The organism is Paracoccus sp. pheM1 (genome assembly GCF_018499825.1).
Lineage (GTDB): Bacteria > Pseudomonadota > Alphaproteobacteria > Rhodobacterales > Rhodobacteraceae > Paracoccus > Paracoccus versutus.
The window spans coordinates 267,303-283,646 of sequence record NZ_JAGXCX010000001.1; the positions used below are offsets into that span (position 1 = coordinate 267,303).

The following is a 16,344-nucleotide window of genomic DNA, read 5'->3' on the forward strand; positions in this document are numbered from 1 at the left end:
GCCGGGGGTGCTTTCTTCCGCCCCTGGCGCGGGCTAAGGTCGCGCCATGACGCAGAATGCCCTGACACCCGAAACCATAGCCGCCCTGTTCACCCGCGACGGGCGCTATCTTTGCGCGCGCTGGGGCCGGCCGGTGGCGCCGGTCATCTTCGGCCTGGCCGACGAAAGCCTGGCGGTGTTTCGCGACGCCACCCGCGCCGTCCTGGCCCATGCCCGCCATCCCATCGCCGAGACCGACCCCGAGATGGGGGCGAACATGATGACCTTTTTCCTGCGCGACTGGCAGGAATTGCGGGATCTGCCGGATCTCGACCGGCTGACCGGCCAGCCCGGTCTGGCGGCGCGGTTGCAGGGCGGCGATGCCGACCAGTATCGGCTGTTCCGCTTTGACGTCGACGGTGCCATCCGCGCCTGCATCGGCTTCGTGAACATGGGCGGACGGCTGGCCGGGGCCCATCCGGGCCAGCTTGCCGAAACCGTCGCCGTGCGGGCCATGCTGAGCTTTGCCCGCGACGTCACGCCCTCGCCGGAGCTGGCGGCGCTGATCCGGGCCGCCTATGACCCGGTGATGCCGCCCGCGGCGACCGATCCCTCGCATGCGCTGCGGCTGGCGGCGCGTCTGCCGCGGTGACGGCCCTGCGTCACGGGATCAGGACGACGGATCCTGTGGTCCTGTGGTCCTGCGGGCCTCGACCTCGGCCTGGGCCAGGGCGGCTTGCGCCAGCCGATAGGTCCGGGGCTCCGCGGCCCGGGGATGCCCCTCCTGCAGGGCCGCGAACAGCCGCCCGGCCGCCGCCTCGTATTCCGCGCGATCCGCCGTGTAATGCGCGATCGAGGGCCAGGGCAACTATCGCCTGAGAAGGCTGGGCGCGATCCGTTTCGGGCTTTATGCCGCGCCGGACCATGTGCGGCGGCACGGCGCCCCCGAGAGGCCCGAGGATCTGCACCGGCACCCGGTCATCGGCTGGACCGAGGATCTGGCCTATCTGGCCATGGCGAACTGGCTTGAGAGCCGTTGTCCGGGGCTTCGCCCGTGCTTGCGGCTGGCCTCCTTTGCCGCGCAGTTCGAGGCGATGCACAAGGGCGCCGGCTGGGCGGTGCTGCCCGACTTCGCCGCCCGCCGCGCGGGTTTGGTGCCGGCATTGCCGGGCGTGTTCCGCCCGGAGTCCGAACTCTGGCTGCTGACCCATGGCCAGTCCGGCGCTCTCCAGCGGGTCAGGCGGGTGCGCGACTGCGTCGCAGCGGCGATAAGGGAGGAGTTGGCGGCCAAAAGCGATGCCGGCCGCGTCTAGCCCGAGTTTCGGACATGGGCTTGGTCAGGCGGACAGGCGTTCGGTGATGCCGAAGGCGGCCGAGTTGTGGCCATAGGCCAGCGGGTGGCGGCTGCGGATGTCGGTCTTGAGCAGTTCGACCACGTCCTCGAGCCGCCCGGTCGGCGGAAACACCCGGTCATAGCCCATCTCGAGGAAGCGCTGCTCGACCTCGGTGAAGGCGCGCTTGCCGATCACCAGGTTGCCGCCGACGTAAAGCAGGATCTCGCCCAGCCCGCGCTCCGCGCAGCGGGCGCGCAGGCCCTGGCAGTCGATCTCGCCATGGCCATAGATCGACGAGACCAGGATGGCATCGGCCCTTTCCTCGATGGCGGCCTGGATGAACTCGTCCTGGCTGACCATGACGCCCAGGTTCACCACCGCGATGCCGTTCCGGCCCAGCACGGCCGCGATGATCTTGTTGCCGACCGCATGGCAATCGGCGCCGATCACCCCCAGGATGACCCGGTATTCCGAGACCGCCTCCAGCATGGTTCCTCCCCTTCGCAATGAACCTGCGAAAAGGGGTAGGGGAATCACTCCCATCCGGTCAAGTTTTGTGAAGTGATGTGATTAATAGATAAATACCCCTTATCTGTTTCCGGCAGGGGGTGGCCGCCGGCCGGACCTTGACCGGGGGCGTCAGGCCGGGTCGCCGGGTTCCAGATAGGGCAAGAAGGCCTCGACCAGCGCGGGCGGTATTCTCGCCGGTTTCATGGACTTGTTGATATGCACCAATTCTATCTCGATCCGCGCCAGCACCTGGCTTTCCCTGCGAAAGACATGCCGGATGCGCACGCCTGCGCCCCTGATGGAAATCACCGACGTCGCGCAAACGATCAGGTCGTCGAGGCATGCCGGCCTTTGCCAGGCAATATCGGCATTTCGCGCCACGAACTGCTCTCCGTCCGGGCTGACGAGGGGGTATCCGACATGCCTCAGCAATTCGGAGCGGCTTCGCTCGGCAAATTCAAGATATCTGGAATGATAGACGATGCCGCCGGCATCCGTATCCGCATAGTAAACGCGATAAGCCTGCGTGAATGCAGGGCCATCTTGAAGGGGTTGGTTCAGCTGCATCCCAGGCTTCCTCGCTTCTGCCGGCCTTGGTCGCGGCCGTGACGCCCCGGCCGGAACTGTTCCATTGCTTCGCAACCCTATCAAGCCCTCGCCCCTTTCGCATGGGGGTCGCGCCCGGCTTCTGCGCCCGCCATGAACAGTCGATCAAGAGCGCATGAAGGGGATCGCGTTTCCTGTCATCGGCCGGGGCCTTGGCGGGAGATTCACCCATGCAGGCCGGTTATCGCCCTTGGCCTGCGGCCGATATTCGGGGCCGCGACCCCTTCCCGCAATGGCGGCGCGCCGGTCCTTGCCCTGCATTCCGATGCGCCGCGGCCGAATCGCCGCCCTTGCCGCCCGCCCGGCGCGGACCCCGCGCCCCTCCGCCAGGCGGGGGTGCGGCGGCAGGCCCGATCTCGCGGGCAATTGACGCAGAATTGACGCGCCGCGGGGTTGCTCCGCTGGGCCGTTCTGCTAACTCCGGCCCAGCAGAAGCCGCATCCCAGCGGCCCAAAGGACAGGCCGAATTTCATGGAACAACTCGCCGGAGCCGGGCAGCCGGTCGATTTCTCGCTTATCGCGCTGTTCGCGCGCGCCTCGCTGACGGTGCAGATCGTCATGGTGATCCTGATCCTGGCCTCGTTCTGGGCTTGGGCGATCATCATCCAGAAGTTCGTCGCCTTCAACGCCGCCCGGCGCGAGGCGGACCGCTTCGACCGCGCCTTCTGGTCGGGCCAGCCGCTGGACGACCTCTACGACCGCATCGGCGAGACGCCCTCGGGCCCGGCCGAGCGCATCTTTTCCGCGGGCATGGCCGAATGGCGCCGCAGCCATCGCGACGACGGCAACCTGATCGCCGGCGTCACCGCGCGCATCGACCGCGCCATGAACGTCACCATCAACCGCGAGAACGACCGCCTGACCCGCGGCCTGCCCTTCCTGGCCACGGTGGGCTCGACCGCGCCCTTCATCGGCCTGTTCGGCACGGTCTGGGGCATCAAGACCGCCTTCGAGGAGATCGCGATCTCGCAGAACACCTCGCTTGCCGTGGTGGCGCCGGGCATCGCCGAGGCGCTGGTGGCGACCGCGCTTGGCCTGCTTGCGGCGATTCCGGCGGTGATCTTCTACAACAAGCTCAGCTCGGACGCCGACCGCATCACCGGGGGATACGAGACCTTCGCCGACGAGTTCTCGACCATCCTCTCGCGCCAGCTGGACGACGAATAAGATGGGCGCGGGGATCGTCAAGCGGGGCCGCAACGGCAAGGGCCGCGCCCGCAGCCAGCCGATGGCGGAAATCAACGTCACGCCCTTCGTGGACGTGATGCTGGTGCTGCTGATCATCTTCATGGTGGCGGCGCCGCTTCTGACCGTGGGCGTGCCCTTGGAACTGCCCAAGACCGCCGCCCCGGCCGTGCCCGCCGAGCCCGAGGAGCCGCTGAGCGTCTCGGTCACGCCCGAGGGGCCGATCCTGGTCATGACCACCGAAGTCCCCGAAAACGAGCTTGTCACCCGGCTGCGCGCCGTCGCCGCCGAGCGGCAGAGCGACAAGATCTACCTGCGTGCCGACGGCGCCATCCCCTATGCCCGGATCATGGAGGTCATGGGGGCGCTGAACGCGGCCGGCTTCAACAATATCGTCCTCGTGACCGAGGCGGGCGGGCCGCGCATGGACGCGGGATCGGACGGCTGAGCCATGGACCGGGCGGAACGGATCGGCTTCTGGGTTTCGGGCGTCGCCCATGCCGGGCTGTTGGGCGCGGCGCTGGTCGGCGGCGCGCTGTTCCGGCCGCAGCCGCTGGAGGCCGTGCGCATGGCCGAGGTCGCGACCATGTCCGAGGCCGAGTTCCAGTCGCTGGCCGCCGCGGCCGCCGGGCGCGGCCCGGTATCCGATGCCGCCGCGACCATCCCGGCGCAGCCGCGTCCGCCCGCCGACGAGAACCGGCTGGGCGAGGTCGAGGCGGTCAGCCCGCCCGCCCCCGATGCGCAGGCGGCAGAGCTGTCCACGCCCCCCTCGCGGCCCGAGGCGCGGCCGGACCTGTCGGATTTCCAGACCCCGAACCGGCCTGTCGCCGTGGCGACCGATGCGCCGCGCCCCGCCGAGCCGCAGAATACCGTGGACCTGGCGGCGCTGCCGCAGGCGTCGGACCGCCCCGATCCGGCGCGCAATCCCGCCCAGCCGCAATCGCCGGCGCCGATCCCGCAGCGTTCGGCGCTGGCCCCGGTCGAATCCTCGCGCCCTCGCGGCCGTCCCGAAGGGCTGGCCGAGGCCGTCCAGGCCCGCCGCGCCGCCGCCGAGGCCGCGCGCCAGCGCGAGAAATTGCTGGCCCGGCAGGAAGCCGAGGCGGCTGCCGAACGCACCGCCGCCGCCAAGGCCGAGGAGGCCGCCACCCGCCGCGCGGCCGAGGAACGCGCCAGGGAAGAGCGCCGCGAAGCCCAGGCCCAGGCCGATGCGGAAGCCGCCCGCAAGGCCGAGGAAGCCGAGGCCCGCGCCCGCCGCCTGGCCGCGGCCGAAGCGGCCGATAAGGCCGCCGCCGAGGAAGCCGCCGCCGAAAAACGCGCCGCCGAAAAACGCGCCGCCGAGCGCAAGGCCGAGGCCGAGCGCCGCGCCGCCGCCGAAAAGGCCGCCGCCGAAAAAGCGGCAGTCGAGAAAGCCGCTGCCGAGAAAGCTGCGGCTGAAAAGGCTGCTGCCGAGAAGGCCGAGGCCGAGAGGAAGGCCGCGGAGGCCAAGGCCCGCAAGGAGGCCGAGGAACAGGCCGCCGCCGAACGCGCCGCAGCCGAGAAGAAGGCGGCCGAGAAGGCTGCCGTCGAAGCCAAGGCCCGCGAGCAAGCCGAGGCCGAGCGCAAGGCCGCCGAGGCCGCCAAGCAGGCCGCGCTGGCCGAGGCGATGCAGGACCAGGGCTCGGGCGGTTCGGGCGGCGGTGGCGCCGCCGCGAACGGGCCGCCGCTGAGCCAGGGCGAGAAGGACGGCTTCCGCGTGGCGGTCGAGCAATGCTGGAACCGCGGCTCGCTGTCGACCGAGGCCAGCCGGACCACGGTTTCGGTGCAGTTCTCGATGGCGCCGGACGGGACGGTGGAAAAGGGCTCGCTGCGCATGATCGGCCATGACGGCGGCTCGGACGCGGCGGCGAAACAGGCCTACGAGGCCGCGCGCCGGGCGATCCTGATGTGCGAAAAGGGCGGCTACAAGCTGCCGCCGGAAAAATACAACCGCTGGAAGGACGTCATCATCGACTTCAACGCCAGCGGCGGCGCGCGGGTCAAGTGACATGGCATCCCGCATGGCATCTCTCGGTGCGACACTCTATCCTGCAACCAAGACCTCCAGAGGGCGAAACATGTTGCGTAAATTCCTGCTGACCTCCGTCATGGCCCTTGCGGGTCTTGGGCTTGCCGCGCCGGTCCTGGCGCAGGACGGGCCCTTGCGGATCGAGATCACCGACGGCGTGATCGAGCCGATGCCCTTCGCCATCGCCCGCTTCCACGACGAGGGCGGCGCGGGCGAATACCTGGGACAGGTGCAGAACCTGATCGCCGCCGACCTGACCGGCACCGGCCTGTTCCGCGAGATCCCGGCCAGCGCCCATATCGCGCGGCCCGAAAGCTTCGACGCGCCGGTCTCCTACGAGGACTGGAAGGCGATCAACGCCCAGGCGCTGATCACCGGATCGGTCAAGGTCGAGGGCGGCAAGGTCGTGGTCAAGTTCCGCCTGTTCGACGTCTTCGCCGGCCAGCCGCTGGGCGACGGCATGCAGTTCGACGCCGCGACCGGCAACTGGCGCCGGGCCGCGCACAAGGCGGCCGACCAGGTCTATTCGCGCCTGACGGGCGAGGGGCCCTATTTCGACAGCCGCGTCGCCTTCGTGCAGGAAACCGGCCCGAAGGACGCGCGCCGCAAGCGTATCGGCATCATGGATTACGACGGCGCCAACGTGAAATGGCTGACCGACGATGCCACGCTGGTGCTGAAGCCGCGCTTTTCGCCCGACGGCTCGCGGCTGCTTTACACCAGCTATGCCACCGGCTTCCCGCAGGCGATGATGATGGACGTGAACTCGCTGGGCGTGCGCCAGCTGGGCGCGAGCCAGCAGGGCACGATGAGCTTTTCGCCCCGCTTTTCGCCCGACGGGCGCTGGATCGTCTATTCGCTGGAGAAAAGCGGCAATACCGACATCTACCAGATGGATGCCGCGACCGGGGCGCAGCGGGCGCTGACCAATGCGCCCTCGATCGAGACCTCGCCCAGCTACAGCCCGGACGGCAAGCAGATCGTCTTCGAAAGCGACCGCTCGGGGACGCCGCAGCTTTACGTCATGGGCGCGAATGGCGGCGAGCCCAGGCGGATCAGCTTTGGCGAGGGGCGCTATGGCACCCCGGTCTGGTCGCCGCGCGGCGACATGATCGCCTTTACCCGGCAGGTCGGCGGCAAGTTCCACATCGGCGTCATGCGCACCGATGGTTCGGAAGAGAAAATGCTGACGGAATCGTTCCTTGACGAGGGCCCGACTTGGGCCCCCAATGGGCGCGTCGTGATGTTCACGCGGGTGACGCCGGGCGGCGACGGCCAGCCGCGCCTGCATTCGGTGGACATCACGGGGCGCAACATGCGCCCGGTCAAGATCAACGGTGCAGCCTCGGACCCCGATTGGGGCCCGCTGCTGCCCTGAAGCGCGTAAGATGGACAGGATTATGAAAACTTTCATGAAAATTGCCGCGATCGGCGCTGTTCTCGCGCTTGCGGCCTGCGCCCGGCCGGCACAGGACATGCAGGTCCAGGATCCCTATGCCGGGGCGGGCGGCTTGGGCGGGGTGGGCGCGACCGCGCTGCCGGGCACGGCCGAATATTTCAAGGCCAGCGTCGGCGATACCGTCCTGTTTCCGCTGGACCAGTCCACCCTGACCGCCGAGGCGCGGATGACCCTGGCCAACCAGGCCGGCTGGCTGAACCAGAACCAGGGCTTCTCGGCCGTGATCGAGGGCCATGCCGATGAGCAGGGCACCCGCGAATACAACCTCGCCCTGGGTGCCCGGCGCGCCAATTCGGTGCAGGAATACCTGATTTCGCAAGGCATCGCGCCGGGAAGGCTGCGCACCGTCAGCTATGGCAAGGAGCGCCCGCTGGCGATCTGCTCGACCGAGGAATGCTTTACCAAGAACCGCCGCGCGGTGACCGTGGTCAGCCCAGGGGCGGGCATGTGATGGCGGCCTGGGGTTTCAGGGGGCTGCTGCTGGCCGCCGGTTTCGCGCTGGCGGCCTGGCCCGCGGCGGCGCAGGATGCGCGGACCTTGGCCGACATCCGGGCCGAGCTGTCCCAGCTTTCGTCCGACCTGCAAAGCCTGCGCGCGCAGCTTGTCGCCTCGGGGCCGGCCGGTTTCGCGGCGGCGGGCGGCGACAGCGCCATCGACCGCATGAACGCGATGGAGGCGCGGCTGGCGCAGCTGACCGGCCAGACCGAGCAATTGCAGAACCGCATCGACCGCATCGTCCGAGACGGCACCACCCGCATCGGCGACATCGAGTTCCGCCTGTGCGAGATGGAGGAGGGCTGCGACCTGGGCAGCCTGACCACGCCGACGCTGGGCGAGCAGGGCGGATCGGCGCCCCTGCCGTCCTCGGACCAGCAGGGCGCGCTGGCGCAACCCAAGACCCCTTCGGCCGGGGCTGCCGCGACCGCGGCGGAAAAGGCCGATTTCGACCGGGCTCGGGAGGTGCTCGGTCAAGGTGACTTTCACCGTGCTGCGGAACTCTTCGCGGCCATTGCCGAAACCCATGCTGGCGGCCCGCTGACCGCCGAGGCGCTGTTCCTGCGCGGGGCGGCGCTGGATTCCGCCGGCGACCTGGAAGGCGCGGGCGTGGCCTGGCTGGAAAGCTTTGCCGCCAACCCGAACGGGCCGCAGGCGGCGGATGCGCTTCTGGGCCTGTCGCGGGCCATGTCCGCCAAGGCCGGCCCGCAGGAAGGCTGCTTCTATCTTCAGGAAATCATCGCCCGCTTCCCCGCCGCCCCGCAGGCGGCCGAGGCCGAGCGGCGCATCGCCGAGACCGGCTGCGACGCGCCGGCCGAGCCGCTGGACGAGGATCTGGACCCCGAGGCCGCCGCGGACATGGCGGATGACGGCTGAGCCGGTCGCGGCGCGGGTCCATGCCGCGCTGGACCATCTGGCCGGCACCCGCCCCGCGTTGGGCATCGCCCTGTCGGGGGGCGGCGATTCCACCGCCTTGCTGCACCTGGCCCATGGCTGGGGCCGCGCGCGCCTGCTGGCGGCGACCGTCGATCACGGGCTGCGCCCCGGCTCGGCCGCCGAGGCGCAAGAGGCCGGGCGGGCGGCCGCGGCCCTGGGCATTCCCCATGAAACCCTGCGCTGGACCCGCCGGGACGGCGGCAACCTGATGGCCGCCGCGCGCGAGGCGCGGCTGGGCCTTCTGGCCGATTGGGCCGGGCGGCACGGCCTGTCCGCCGTGCTTCTGGGCCATACGCTGGACGACCAGGCCGAGACCGTGCTGATGCGCCTGAACCGGGGTGCTGGCGTGGACGGGCTTTCCGCCATGGCACCCGCGCGAGAGGCTTTTGGCGTGACCTGGCTGCGCCCCCTGCTCGACGTCGGCCGCGCCGAACTGCGGCAATGGCTTGCGGCGCGCGGGCTCGGCTGGGCCGACGATCCCTCGAACGAGAACGAGGGATTCGAGCGGGTGCGAGTGCGCAAGACCATCGCCGCGCTGGACCTGCCGATGCGGCAGCTGGCGCAATCGGCGGCGAATCTCGCCATGGCGCGCGATGCGCTTTGCGCCTTCGCCGCGCAGGTGGCCCAGGGGGCGCGAAGCCGCGCCGGCTCGCTGGCATTGCCGCTCGACCCCTTTCGCGCCGCGCCGCTGGAGATCCGGCGGCGGCTTCTTGTCGCAGGGCTGCGCTTCGTCTCTGGTGCCGCCTATCCCCCCCGGCGCGAGGCGGTGCTGCACGCGCTTGCGGCGCTGGAAACCGGCGCGCGCCTGACGCTGGAGGGCGTCATCGCCGAGCCGCGGGACGGGTTCCTGTGGCTGGTCCGCGAACCGGCCGCCGCCGCCCGCAGCCCCGCCGCCGAAGGTGCCGATGCGGTCTGGGACCGGCGCTGGCGCGTGGACGGCCTGCGCGCGGGCCAGCAGGTGCGCGCGCTTGGCCATGACCCGCTGCCGGGGCTGGACTGGCGCGGCGCCGGCCTGACCCGGGACGAGGCGGCCTCCAGCCCCGGCATCTGGGCGGGCGGGCGGCTGATCGCGGCGCCCGTGCTGCGGCCGGTGCCGGATTGCGGCGCAAAGCCGCTGCGCGGGATGGAGGAATTCGGCGCGCTGCTCTATACGCATTGAACCTGACGCCGGAATCCCTATTTTCAGGCGGAAGCCTGTTTACCCGCGGAGGACATGCCTTTGGGCAACGCGCGCAATATCGCCTTCTGGGTGGTGCTGTTTCTGATGATCCTGGCCCTGTTCAACCTGTTCAGCGACGGATCGGCCCAGATGAACAGCCGCCAGATCAGCTATTCCGATTTCATCCAGCGGGTGGAAAAGGATGAGATCACGGCCGTCACCATCGACGGCGAAAACGTCGGCATCATCGCCAAGGACGGCAAGCAATATGCCACCGTGCGGCCGCAGGGCGAAGAAATCGCGGACCGGCTGATCGGCAAGGGCGTCGAGGTCAAGGTCGAGCGCCAGCAGCAATCGGGCTTCATGTCGCTCCTGGGCGTCTGGCTGCCCTTCATCCTGCTGATCGGCGTCTGGATCTTCTTCATGAACCGCATGCAGGGCGGCGGCAAGGGCGGGGCCATGGGCTTCGGCAAGTCGCGCGCCAAGCTCCTGACCGAAAAGCACGGCCGCGTGACCTTCGACGACGTGGCCGGCATCGACGAGGCCAAGGAAGAGCTGGAAGAGATCGTCGAATTCCTGCGCAACCCGCAGAAATTCTCGCGCCTCGGCGGCAAGATCCCGAAAGGCGCGCTGCTGGTCGGCCCGCCCGGCACGGGTAAGACGCTGCTGGCCCGCGCCATCGCCGGCGAGGCTGGCGTGCCCTTCTTCACCATCTCGGGTTCGGATTTCGTCGAGATGTTCGTCGGCGTCGGCGCCAGCCGCGTCCGCGACATGTTCGAGCAGGCCAAGAAATCCGCCCCCTGCATCGTCTTCATCGACGAGATCGATGCGGTCGGCCGCGCCCGCGGCGTCGGCATCGGCGGCGGCAATGACGAACGCGAACAGACCCTGAACCAGCTGCTGGTCGAGATGGACGGCTTCGACGCCAACGAAGGCGTCATCATCATCGCCGCCACCAACCGCAAGGACGTGCTGGACCCGGCGCTTCTGCGCCCAGGCCGCTTCGACCGCCAGATCTATGTGCCGAACCCCGACATCAAGGGCCGCGAAAAGATTCTCGGCGTGCATTCGCGCAAGGTGCCGGTCGGCCCCGACGTGGATCTGCGCATCATCGCCCGCGGCACGCCGGGCTTTTCCGGCGCCGACCTGATGAACCTGGTCAACGAGGCCGCGCTGATGGCCGCGCGCATCGGCCGCCGTTTCGTGACCATGGAGGATTTCGAGAACGCCAAGGACAAGGTCATGCTGGGCGTCGAGCGCCGCAGCATGGTCCTGACCCCCGAGCAGAAGGAAAAGACCGCCTATCACGAGGCCGGCCACGCCATCGTCGGCCTGTCGCTGCCGAAATGCGACCCGGTCTACAAGGCGACGATCATCCCGCGCGGCGGCGCGCTCGGCATGGTGGTCAGCCTGCCGGAAATGGACCGGCTGAACTATCACAAGGACGAGGCCAAGCAGAAGCTGGCCATGACCATGGCCGGCAAGGCCGCCGAGATCATCAAATACGGCGAGGAAGGGGTGTCGAACGGCCCGGCCGGCGACATCCAGCAGGCGAGCGCGCTGGCCCGCGCCATGGTGATGCGCTGGGGCATGTCCGACAAGGTCGGCAACATCGACTATGCCGAGGCGCATGAGGGCTATTCCGGCAATACCGGCGGCTTCTCGGTCTCGGCCGCGACCAAGGAGCTGATCGAGCAAGAGGTCCATGACCTGATCGAGGAAGGCTATCGCGAGGCCTATCGCATCCTGAACGAGAAGCAGGAAGAGTTCGAGCGCCTGGCCAAGGGGCTCCTGGAATACGAAACCCTGACCGGCGAGGACATCGGCCGGGTGATCCGGGGCGAGCCGCTGGGCGGCGACGACGATGCGCCCGGCTCCTCGATCCCCTCGGTCAGCGCGATTCCGCGGGCGGGCGCCGCCAAGCCCGCGCCGGACGCCGCGCCCCAGCCGCAGGGCTGACGCCCCGGTCGGAAACAGGAAAGCCCCCGGATCGGCTCCGGGGGCTTTTTCATTGGCGGAGCCTGCGAGGGCCGGGAAAGATGCGGCGGGTCAGAACAGCAAAAGCGCGACCGCGCCCAGCGCGAGGCCCAGGCCGAAACCCAGGTTGATGACAAGGCTTGCTGGTTTCATCCGGTATCCTTTCCAAAGCGGGGCGGCTCCTTTCCCCAGTTGACGGCAAAACGCCGATTCGGGCCAAGGCGTTCCCTATTCGGCGGAAATCCGCCTATCGCCTGCGGCAATTTCGACACAGCCGGGGCTTGCACCGGACGGCGGGGCAGGGCATGGGACGGGATATGAGCCGCCCCGAACCCGAACTGCCGCCGAACTCTGCCATGCCCGAACTGCGCGCGCGCATCGACGCGCTGGATGCGCGGCTGGTGGCGCTGCTGGCGGAACGCTCGGCGCTGATCGACGAGGCGGCGCGGATCAAGCTGCGCGAGAACCTGCCCGCCCGCATCGACAGCCGCGTCGAGGAGGTCGCCGCCAATGCCCGCCGGCTTGCCCTGCGCCAGGGGCTGGATCCCGACCTGGCGGAACGGCTGTGGCGGGTGATGATGGAGCATTTCATCGCCCAGGAGGACCGGGTGCTTTCCGATCCCCGCCGCGACTAGGCTGCCGCCTGAACCGGATTTAGCCGATGATTCCGGTGCCTCAGGGCGGTAGCAGGTCGCCAGCGGAGGGGGCACCCAAGGGCCAAGCCGGTGCGCTGCGAAGGCGGATCAGCCCCGAGATCTGCGTAGCCGCCGATAGAATTCCGCTGTCCCTTGCACTCCATCGTGGCGCGGCAGGGCCTTTGCGATGTCACGACCAACCCCCAAAAACCGCCGCAAGCACCTCTGCCACTTCGCGCCAAACGGCCGCCGGGGCCGTCGGCCAACACTCGCCGGGGCCGTAAGGGTCCGGGGAATGCCCATTGTGCCGGTGATGAAGCGTGCCGGGGGCTTTGCCCCCGCGCGTTCCGCGCTCCCCCAGGATATTTGTCCACGAAAGAAGCCGGGGGACGATTGGCCCGTTCTTTCGTGGAAAAATATCCTGCGGGGGTCCGGGGGCGCAAAGCCCCCGGCTGCGACATTGCCCAGGCTGGACAAGGGGGCATTCTCAGACCGGAATCATCGTGCCCTGGAGCATGGCGACATGCTTGCGCCTGTCCCCGGTTTCGGCCCAGACATCGGTGGCGACCACCAGGATGCGGCGGCCGGGGCGGATCACCCTTCCCTCGGCCACCAGCCGGTCCCCGGTCGCGGGGGACATCAGGTTGATCTTCATCTCGACCGTCATCACCTCGGCCTCCGCGGGCATCAGCGTCAGCGCGGCATAGCCTGCCGCCGAATCGCCGATCGAGAAGGCGAGGCCGGCATGGCCCGCGCCATGCTGCTGCAGCGAGCCGGGCAGGATCGGCGCGGCGATGGCGACCTGGCCGGGCCCGACGCTTTCCAGCCGCGCGCCCAGGGTGCGCATCATGCTCTGGCGGTCGAAACTGGCGCGGATGCGGCTTTCCAGGTCATTCATCGAACAGGCTCTCCTGCGTGCGGGGGGCGTCGAGGCCCAGGTGGCGCCAGCCCAGCCGCGCCAGCATGCGGCCGCGCGGCGTGCGGGCGACCAGGCCCTGCTGCATCAGGTAGGGCTCGATCACCTCTTCGATGGAATCGCGGCTTTCCGACAGCGCGGCCGAAAGCGTCTCGACCCCGACCGGGCCGCCGCCGTAATGTTCGGCCATCAGCGTCAGGTAGCGCCGGTCGGCCATGTCGAGGCCCAGGTGATCGACGCCAAGCCGGGTCAGGGCGGAATCGGCGATCTGGCGGGTCAGCCTGCCGTCGCCCTCGACCAGCGCGAAGTCCACCACGCGGCGCAAGAGCCGGCCGGCGATGCGGGGCGTGCCGCGGGCGCGGCGGGCGATCTCGCGCGTGCCCTCGGGTTCCGAGGGGATGCCCATCAGCCGGGCGCCGCGGGTCACGATCAGGTCCAGTTCCTCGATGGTGTAGAATTGCAGCCGGGTCGGGATGCCGAAGCGGTCGCGCAGGGGCGTGGTCAGCAGGCCCAGCCGGGTGGTGGCGCCGACCAGGGTGAAGGGTTGCAGCTCGATCCGCACCGTTCGCGCCGCCGGGCCTTCGCCGATCACCAGGTCCAGCTCGAAATCCTCCATCGCCGGATAGAGGATCTCCTCGACCGCGGGGTTCATGCGGTGGATCTCGTCGATGAACAGCACGTCGCGGGCTTCCAGGTTGGTCAGGATCGCGGCCAGGTCGCCCGCCCGCGCCAGCACCGGGCCGGAGGTCATCTTGAAGTTCACCCCCAGCTCGCGTGCCATGATCTGCGCCAGCGTGGTCTTGCCGAGGCCGGGGGGGCCGTGGAACAGCGTGTGGTCCATGGCCTTGCCGCGCATCCGCGCGCTTTCGATGAAGACGCGCAGATTCGCCCGCGCCTCGGCCTGGCCGACGAAATCCTCGAGCCGCTGCGGGCGCAGCGCACGGTCCTCGCCGTCGCTTTCCAGCGGTTCGGGGCGCAGCATCGGGTCGGGCTGGCTCATCTTGCGCCCCAGGGGCCGGCGCCCGTGCCTGCGGCCATGGCTTGCAGCCGGGCGATGCGCTCCTCGGTCGGGGGATGGGTGGCGAAGAGCCGGTCCATGCGCAGCGCATGCAGCGGGTTCACGATGAACAGGCTGGCCGCGGCCGGGTTGCGCTCGGCCGGGATGTTCACCACCTGGCCTGCGGCGCGCGAGATCTTGGCCAGAGCGCCGGCCAGCGCCATCGGCCGGCCGCAGATCTCGGCGCCGATGCGGTCGGCCTCGTATTCGCGGGTGCGCGAGATCGCCATCTGCACCAGCGCCGCCGCCAGGGGCGCGAAGATCATCGCCAGGATCGCTGCCAGCCCGCCGCCGCGATTGTCGTCGCGCCCGCCGAACATGCTGGAAAACATCAGCATGTTGCCCAGCATGGCGATGGCGCCGGCCATGGTGGCCGTCACCGTCATGACCAGCGTGTCGCGATGCTTGATATGCGCCAGCTCATGCGCGATCACCCCGGCCAGCTCGTCGCGGTTCAGAACCCGCATGATGCCCTGCGTCACCGCGACGGCGGCGTTTTCCGGGTTGCGGCCGGTGGCGAAGGCATTGGGCTGTTCGGTTTCCAGCACATAGACCTTGGGCATGGGCAGGCCGGCCCGCTGCGCCAGCGCCGCCACCATGTCGACCAGTTCCGGCGCCTGCTGGCGCGTGACCGGATGCGCGCCCTGCTGGCGCAGCACCATCTTGTCGCTGTTCCACCAGGCGAAGACATTGCCCGCCCCGGCGACCAGCAGCGCGATCACCGCGCCGCCCTGGCCGCCGATCAGCCAGCCCATGCCCATGACCAGCGCCGTCAGGGCGGCCATCAGGATGAAGGTGCGCAGGTTTCCGGTCATCGTCCTTACTCCTTGGGCGCCAGCAGCCGCAGGGCCGCGCGGATCAACACGGCGGTCGGCGCGGCGGGTTCCCGTGCCGCGGCCTCGGCCACCGCCGAGGCGGCCTCGGACGGAGCATAGCCCAGATTGCCGAGCGCCGAGAGCGCATCCGCCGTCGCCTGCGCTGAGGAGGGGGCCGAATGCGCGGGGGCGGGCGCGGGGGCGGCGGTTTCGACCAGCTCGACCTCGGGCAGGGGGCCGGGATCGACGGTCAGCGCGCCGCCAAGCGCCATCACCGCCGGGGCCTTGTCCTTCAGTTCCATCACCACGCGCTGCGCCAGTTTCGGGCCGACGCCGGGGGCCTTGCGCAGCGCCGACCAGTCGCCAAGCGCCAGCGCCCGCGACAGCCCGTCGGGCCCCAGCGTGCCCAGGATCGCCAGTGCCACCTTGGCCCCCACCCCCTGCACCGAGGTCAGGAGCCGGTGCCATTCCTTTTCCAGAAGCGTCGGAAAGCCGAAAAGCTGCAGCAGATCCTCGCGCACCAGCAATTCGGCATAAAGCGCCGTTGCCTGCCCGGCGGGGGGCAGGCTGGCGGCGGTGCGTTCGCTGACATGGACGATATAGCCCACGCCGCGCACGTCGATCAGCACATGATCCTGCGCCCGGTGCAGGATCACTCCGGCGATGCGTCCGATCATTCCCCGTCCCTCATGCGCTGGCCTTGATGCGCAGGGCGCGGCCCTGCAGGTGATGGGCGTGGCAGATCGCCACGGCCAGCGCGTCTGCCGCGTCCGGCCCGGCGAATTCGACGCCGGGCAGCATGAAGCGGACCATGTGCTGGATCTGTTCCTTGGCGGCATGGCCGACGCCGACCACGGTCTTCTTGACCGCGTTCGGGGCGTATTCGCCGATCTCCAGCCCCGCCTCGGCCGGGGCCAGCAGGGCGATGCCGCGCGCCTGGCCCAGTTTCAGCGTGCCCAAGGCGTCCTTGTTCACGAAGGTCTGCTCGACGGCGGCGGCATCGGGGGCGTGCCGGGCGATCACCGCGCAAAGCCCGCGGTAAAGCGCGGCGAGGCGCGGCCCCAGATCGCCCGCCTCGGAATGGACGATGCCGTTGTCCAGGTGCCGCAGGCGCGGCCCCTCGACCGCGATCACCCCCCAGCCCATGTTGCGCAGGCCGGGGTCTATGCCGATGATCTTCATGCCTGTTCCCTTGTTTTGATCCAGCGTTAGCACGAAAGGCGAACATCGCCTAGTT

Annotated in this window: 19 protein-coding genes; 11 read left to right on the top strand and 8 right to left on the bottom strand. The window is 69.6% G+C overall.

What is annotated here, in order from left to right:
* The first annotated feature begins 46 nt into the window (after positions 1-46).
* Positions 47-631, top strand: coding sequence for a hypothetical protein (locus tag KF941_RS01415; protein ID WP_214272381.1), 585 nt, complete (start codon positions 47-49; stop codon positions 629-631).
* An 18-nt stretch (positions 632-649) separates the two neighbouring features.
* Here the strand turns inward: KF941_RS01415 and KF941_RS01420 are convergent, their stop codons facing one another.
* Complete coding sequence (locus KF941_RS01420) at positions 650-847, bottom strand: hypothetical protein (RefSeq protein ID WP_214272382.1); 198 nt, start codon at positions 845-847, stop codon at positions 650-652.
* A 7-nt stretch (positions 848-854) separates the two neighbouring features.
* Here KF941_RS01420 and KF941_RS01425 point away from each other — a divergent pair, with 7 nt between their 5' ends.
* Positions 855-1,292, top strand: coding sequence for a LysR substrate-binding domain-containing protein (locus KF941_RS01425; RefSeq protein ID WP_346428988.1), 438 nt, complete (start codon positions 855-857; stop codon positions 1,290-1,292).
* Positions 1,293-1,316: 24 nt separating this feature from the next.
* On the opposite strand, the gene glmS is transcribed toward KF941_RS01425, so the two are convergent.
* Positions 1,317-1,802: a methylaspartate mutase subunit S gene (gene glmS, locus KF941_RS01430; RefSeq protein WP_214272383.1), complete on the bottom strand. Its 486-nt coding sequence runs from the start codon at positions 1,800-1,802 to the stop codon at positions 1,317-1,319.
* 150 nt (positions 1,803-1,952) lie between these two features.
* Positions 1,953-2,390: a YbgC/FadM family acyl-CoA thioesterase gene (locus KF941_RS01435; RefSeq protein ID WP_072461627.1), complete on the bottom strand. Its 438-nt coding sequence runs from the start codon at positions 2,388-2,390 to the stop codon at positions 1,953-1,955.
* Positions 2,391-2,900: 510 nt separating this feature from the next.
* Here KF941_RS01435 and tolQ point away from each other — a divergent pair.
* The 9 genes from tolQ to KF941_RS01480 all read left to right on the top strand — a co-directional run bounded on the left by tolQ (position 2,901) and on the right by KF941_RS01480 (position 12,319).
* The gene (gene tolQ / locus KF941_RS01440; RefSeq protein WP_036752275.1) at positions 2,901-3,596 is read left to right on the top strand and encodes a protein TolQ; all 696 of its coding nucleotides are present in this window, start codon (positions 2,901-2,903) and stop codon (positions 3,594-3,596) included.
* 1 nt (position 3,597) lies between these two features.
* Positions 3,598-4,062 carry an ExbD/TolR family protein gene (locus KF941_RS01445; protein WP_214272384.1) on the top strand — a complete coding sequence of 155 codons (465 nt, stop codon included), beginning with the start codon at positions 3,598-3,600 and terminating at the stop codon, positions 4,060-4,062.
* 3 nt (positions 4,063-4,065) lie between these two features.
* Positions 4,066-5,637: a cell envelope integrity protein TolA gene (gene tolA / locus KF941_RS01450; RefSeq protein WP_214272385.1), complete on the top strand. Its 1,572-nt coding sequence runs from the start codon at positions 4,066-4,068 to the stop codon at positions 5,635-5,637.
* 100 nt (positions 5,638-5,737) lie between these two features.
* Positions 5,738-7,036, top strand: coding sequence for a Tol-Pal system beta propeller repeat protein TolB (gene tolB, locus KF941_RS01455; protein ID WP_240540319.1), 1,299 nt, complete (start codon positions 5,738-5,740; stop codon positions 7,034-7,036).
* Positions 7,037-7,070: 34 nt separating this feature from the next.
* Positions 7,071-7,568: a peptidoglycan-associated lipoprotein Pal gene (pal, locus tag KF941_RS01460; protein WP_240540188.1), complete on the top strand. Its 498-nt coding sequence runs from the start codon at positions 7,071-7,073 to the stop codon at positions 7,566-7,568.
* Positions 7,568-8,488, top strand: a complete 921-nt coding sequence (locus tag KF941_RS01465) for a tetratricopeptide repeat protein (RefSeq protein ID WP_114536491.1) — start codon at positions 7,568-7,570, stop codon at positions 8,486-8,488. The genes pal and KF941_RS01465 overlap by 1 nt, the downstream gene beginning before the upstream one ends.
* Positions 8,478-9,707: a tRNA lysidine(34) synthetase TilS gene (gene tilS, locus KF941_RS01470; protein ID WP_214272387.1), complete on the top strand. Its 1,230-nt coding sequence runs from the start codon at positions 8,478-8,480 to the stop codon at positions 9,705-9,707. Before KF941_RS01465 ends, tilS begins: the two co-directional genes overlap by 11 nt.
* A 60-nt stretch (positions 9,708-9,767) precedes the next feature.
* Positions 9,768-11,666 carry an ATP-dependent zinc metalloprotease FtsH gene (ftsH, locus tag KF941_RS01475; RefSeq protein WP_036752405.1) on the top strand — a complete coding sequence of 633 codons (1,899 nt, stop codon included), beginning with the start codon at positions 9,768-9,770 and terminating at the stop codon, positions 11,664-11,666.
* Positions 11,667-12,001: 335 nt separating this feature from the next.
* Positions 12,002-12,319 (top strand): chorismate mutase, encoded by a 318-nt coding sequence (locus KF941_RS01480; protein WP_036752255.1) that lies wholly within the window; start codon positions 12,002-12,004, stop codon positions 12,317-12,319.
* A gap of 487 nt (positions 12,320-12,806) precedes the next feature.
* Here KF941_RS01480 and KF941_RS01485 read toward each other — a convergent pair whose 3' ends face one another.
* From KF941_RS01485 to ruvC, 5 genes are read right to left on the bottom strand one after another with little or no spacing between them, the layout of a single operon-like run.
* Entirely contained in the window at positions 12,807-13,217 is a 411-nt protein-coding gene (locus tag KF941_RS01485) for a PaaI family thioesterase (protein WP_214272388.1), read from the bottom strand.
* A complete protein-coding gene (ruvB, locus tag KF941_RS01490) occupies positions 13,210-14,235 on the bottom strand; it encodes a Holliday junction branch migration DNA helicase RuvB (protein WP_036752249.1) in 1,026 nt (341 codons plus the stop codon). Before ruvB ends, KF941_RS01485 begins: the two co-directional genes overlap by 8 nt.
* Positions 14,232-15,107 carry a zinc metalloprotease HtpX gene (htpX, locus tag KF941_RS01495; protein ID WP_214272389.1) on the bottom strand — a complete coding sequence of 292 codons (876 nt, stop codon included), beginning with the start codon at positions 15,105-15,107 and terminating at the stop codon, positions 14,232-14,234. The genes ruvB and htpX overlap by 4 nt, the downstream gene beginning before the upstream one ends.
* Positions 15,108-15,112: 5 nt before the next feature.
* Entirely contained in the window at positions 15,113-15,784 is a 672-nt protein-coding gene (gene ruvA, locus KF941_RS01500; protein ID WP_214272390.1) for a Holliday junction branch migration protein RuvA, read from the bottom strand.
* Between the two features lie 10 nt (positions 15,785-15,794).
* Positions 15,795-16,289 (bottom strand): crossover junction endodeoxyribonuclease RuvC, encoded by a 495-nt coding sequence (gene ruvC / locus KF941_RS01505; RefSeq protein WP_036752241.1) that lies wholly within the window; start codon positions 16,287-16,289, stop codon positions 15,795-15,797.
* Positions 16,290-16,344: the final 55 nt, after the last annotated feature.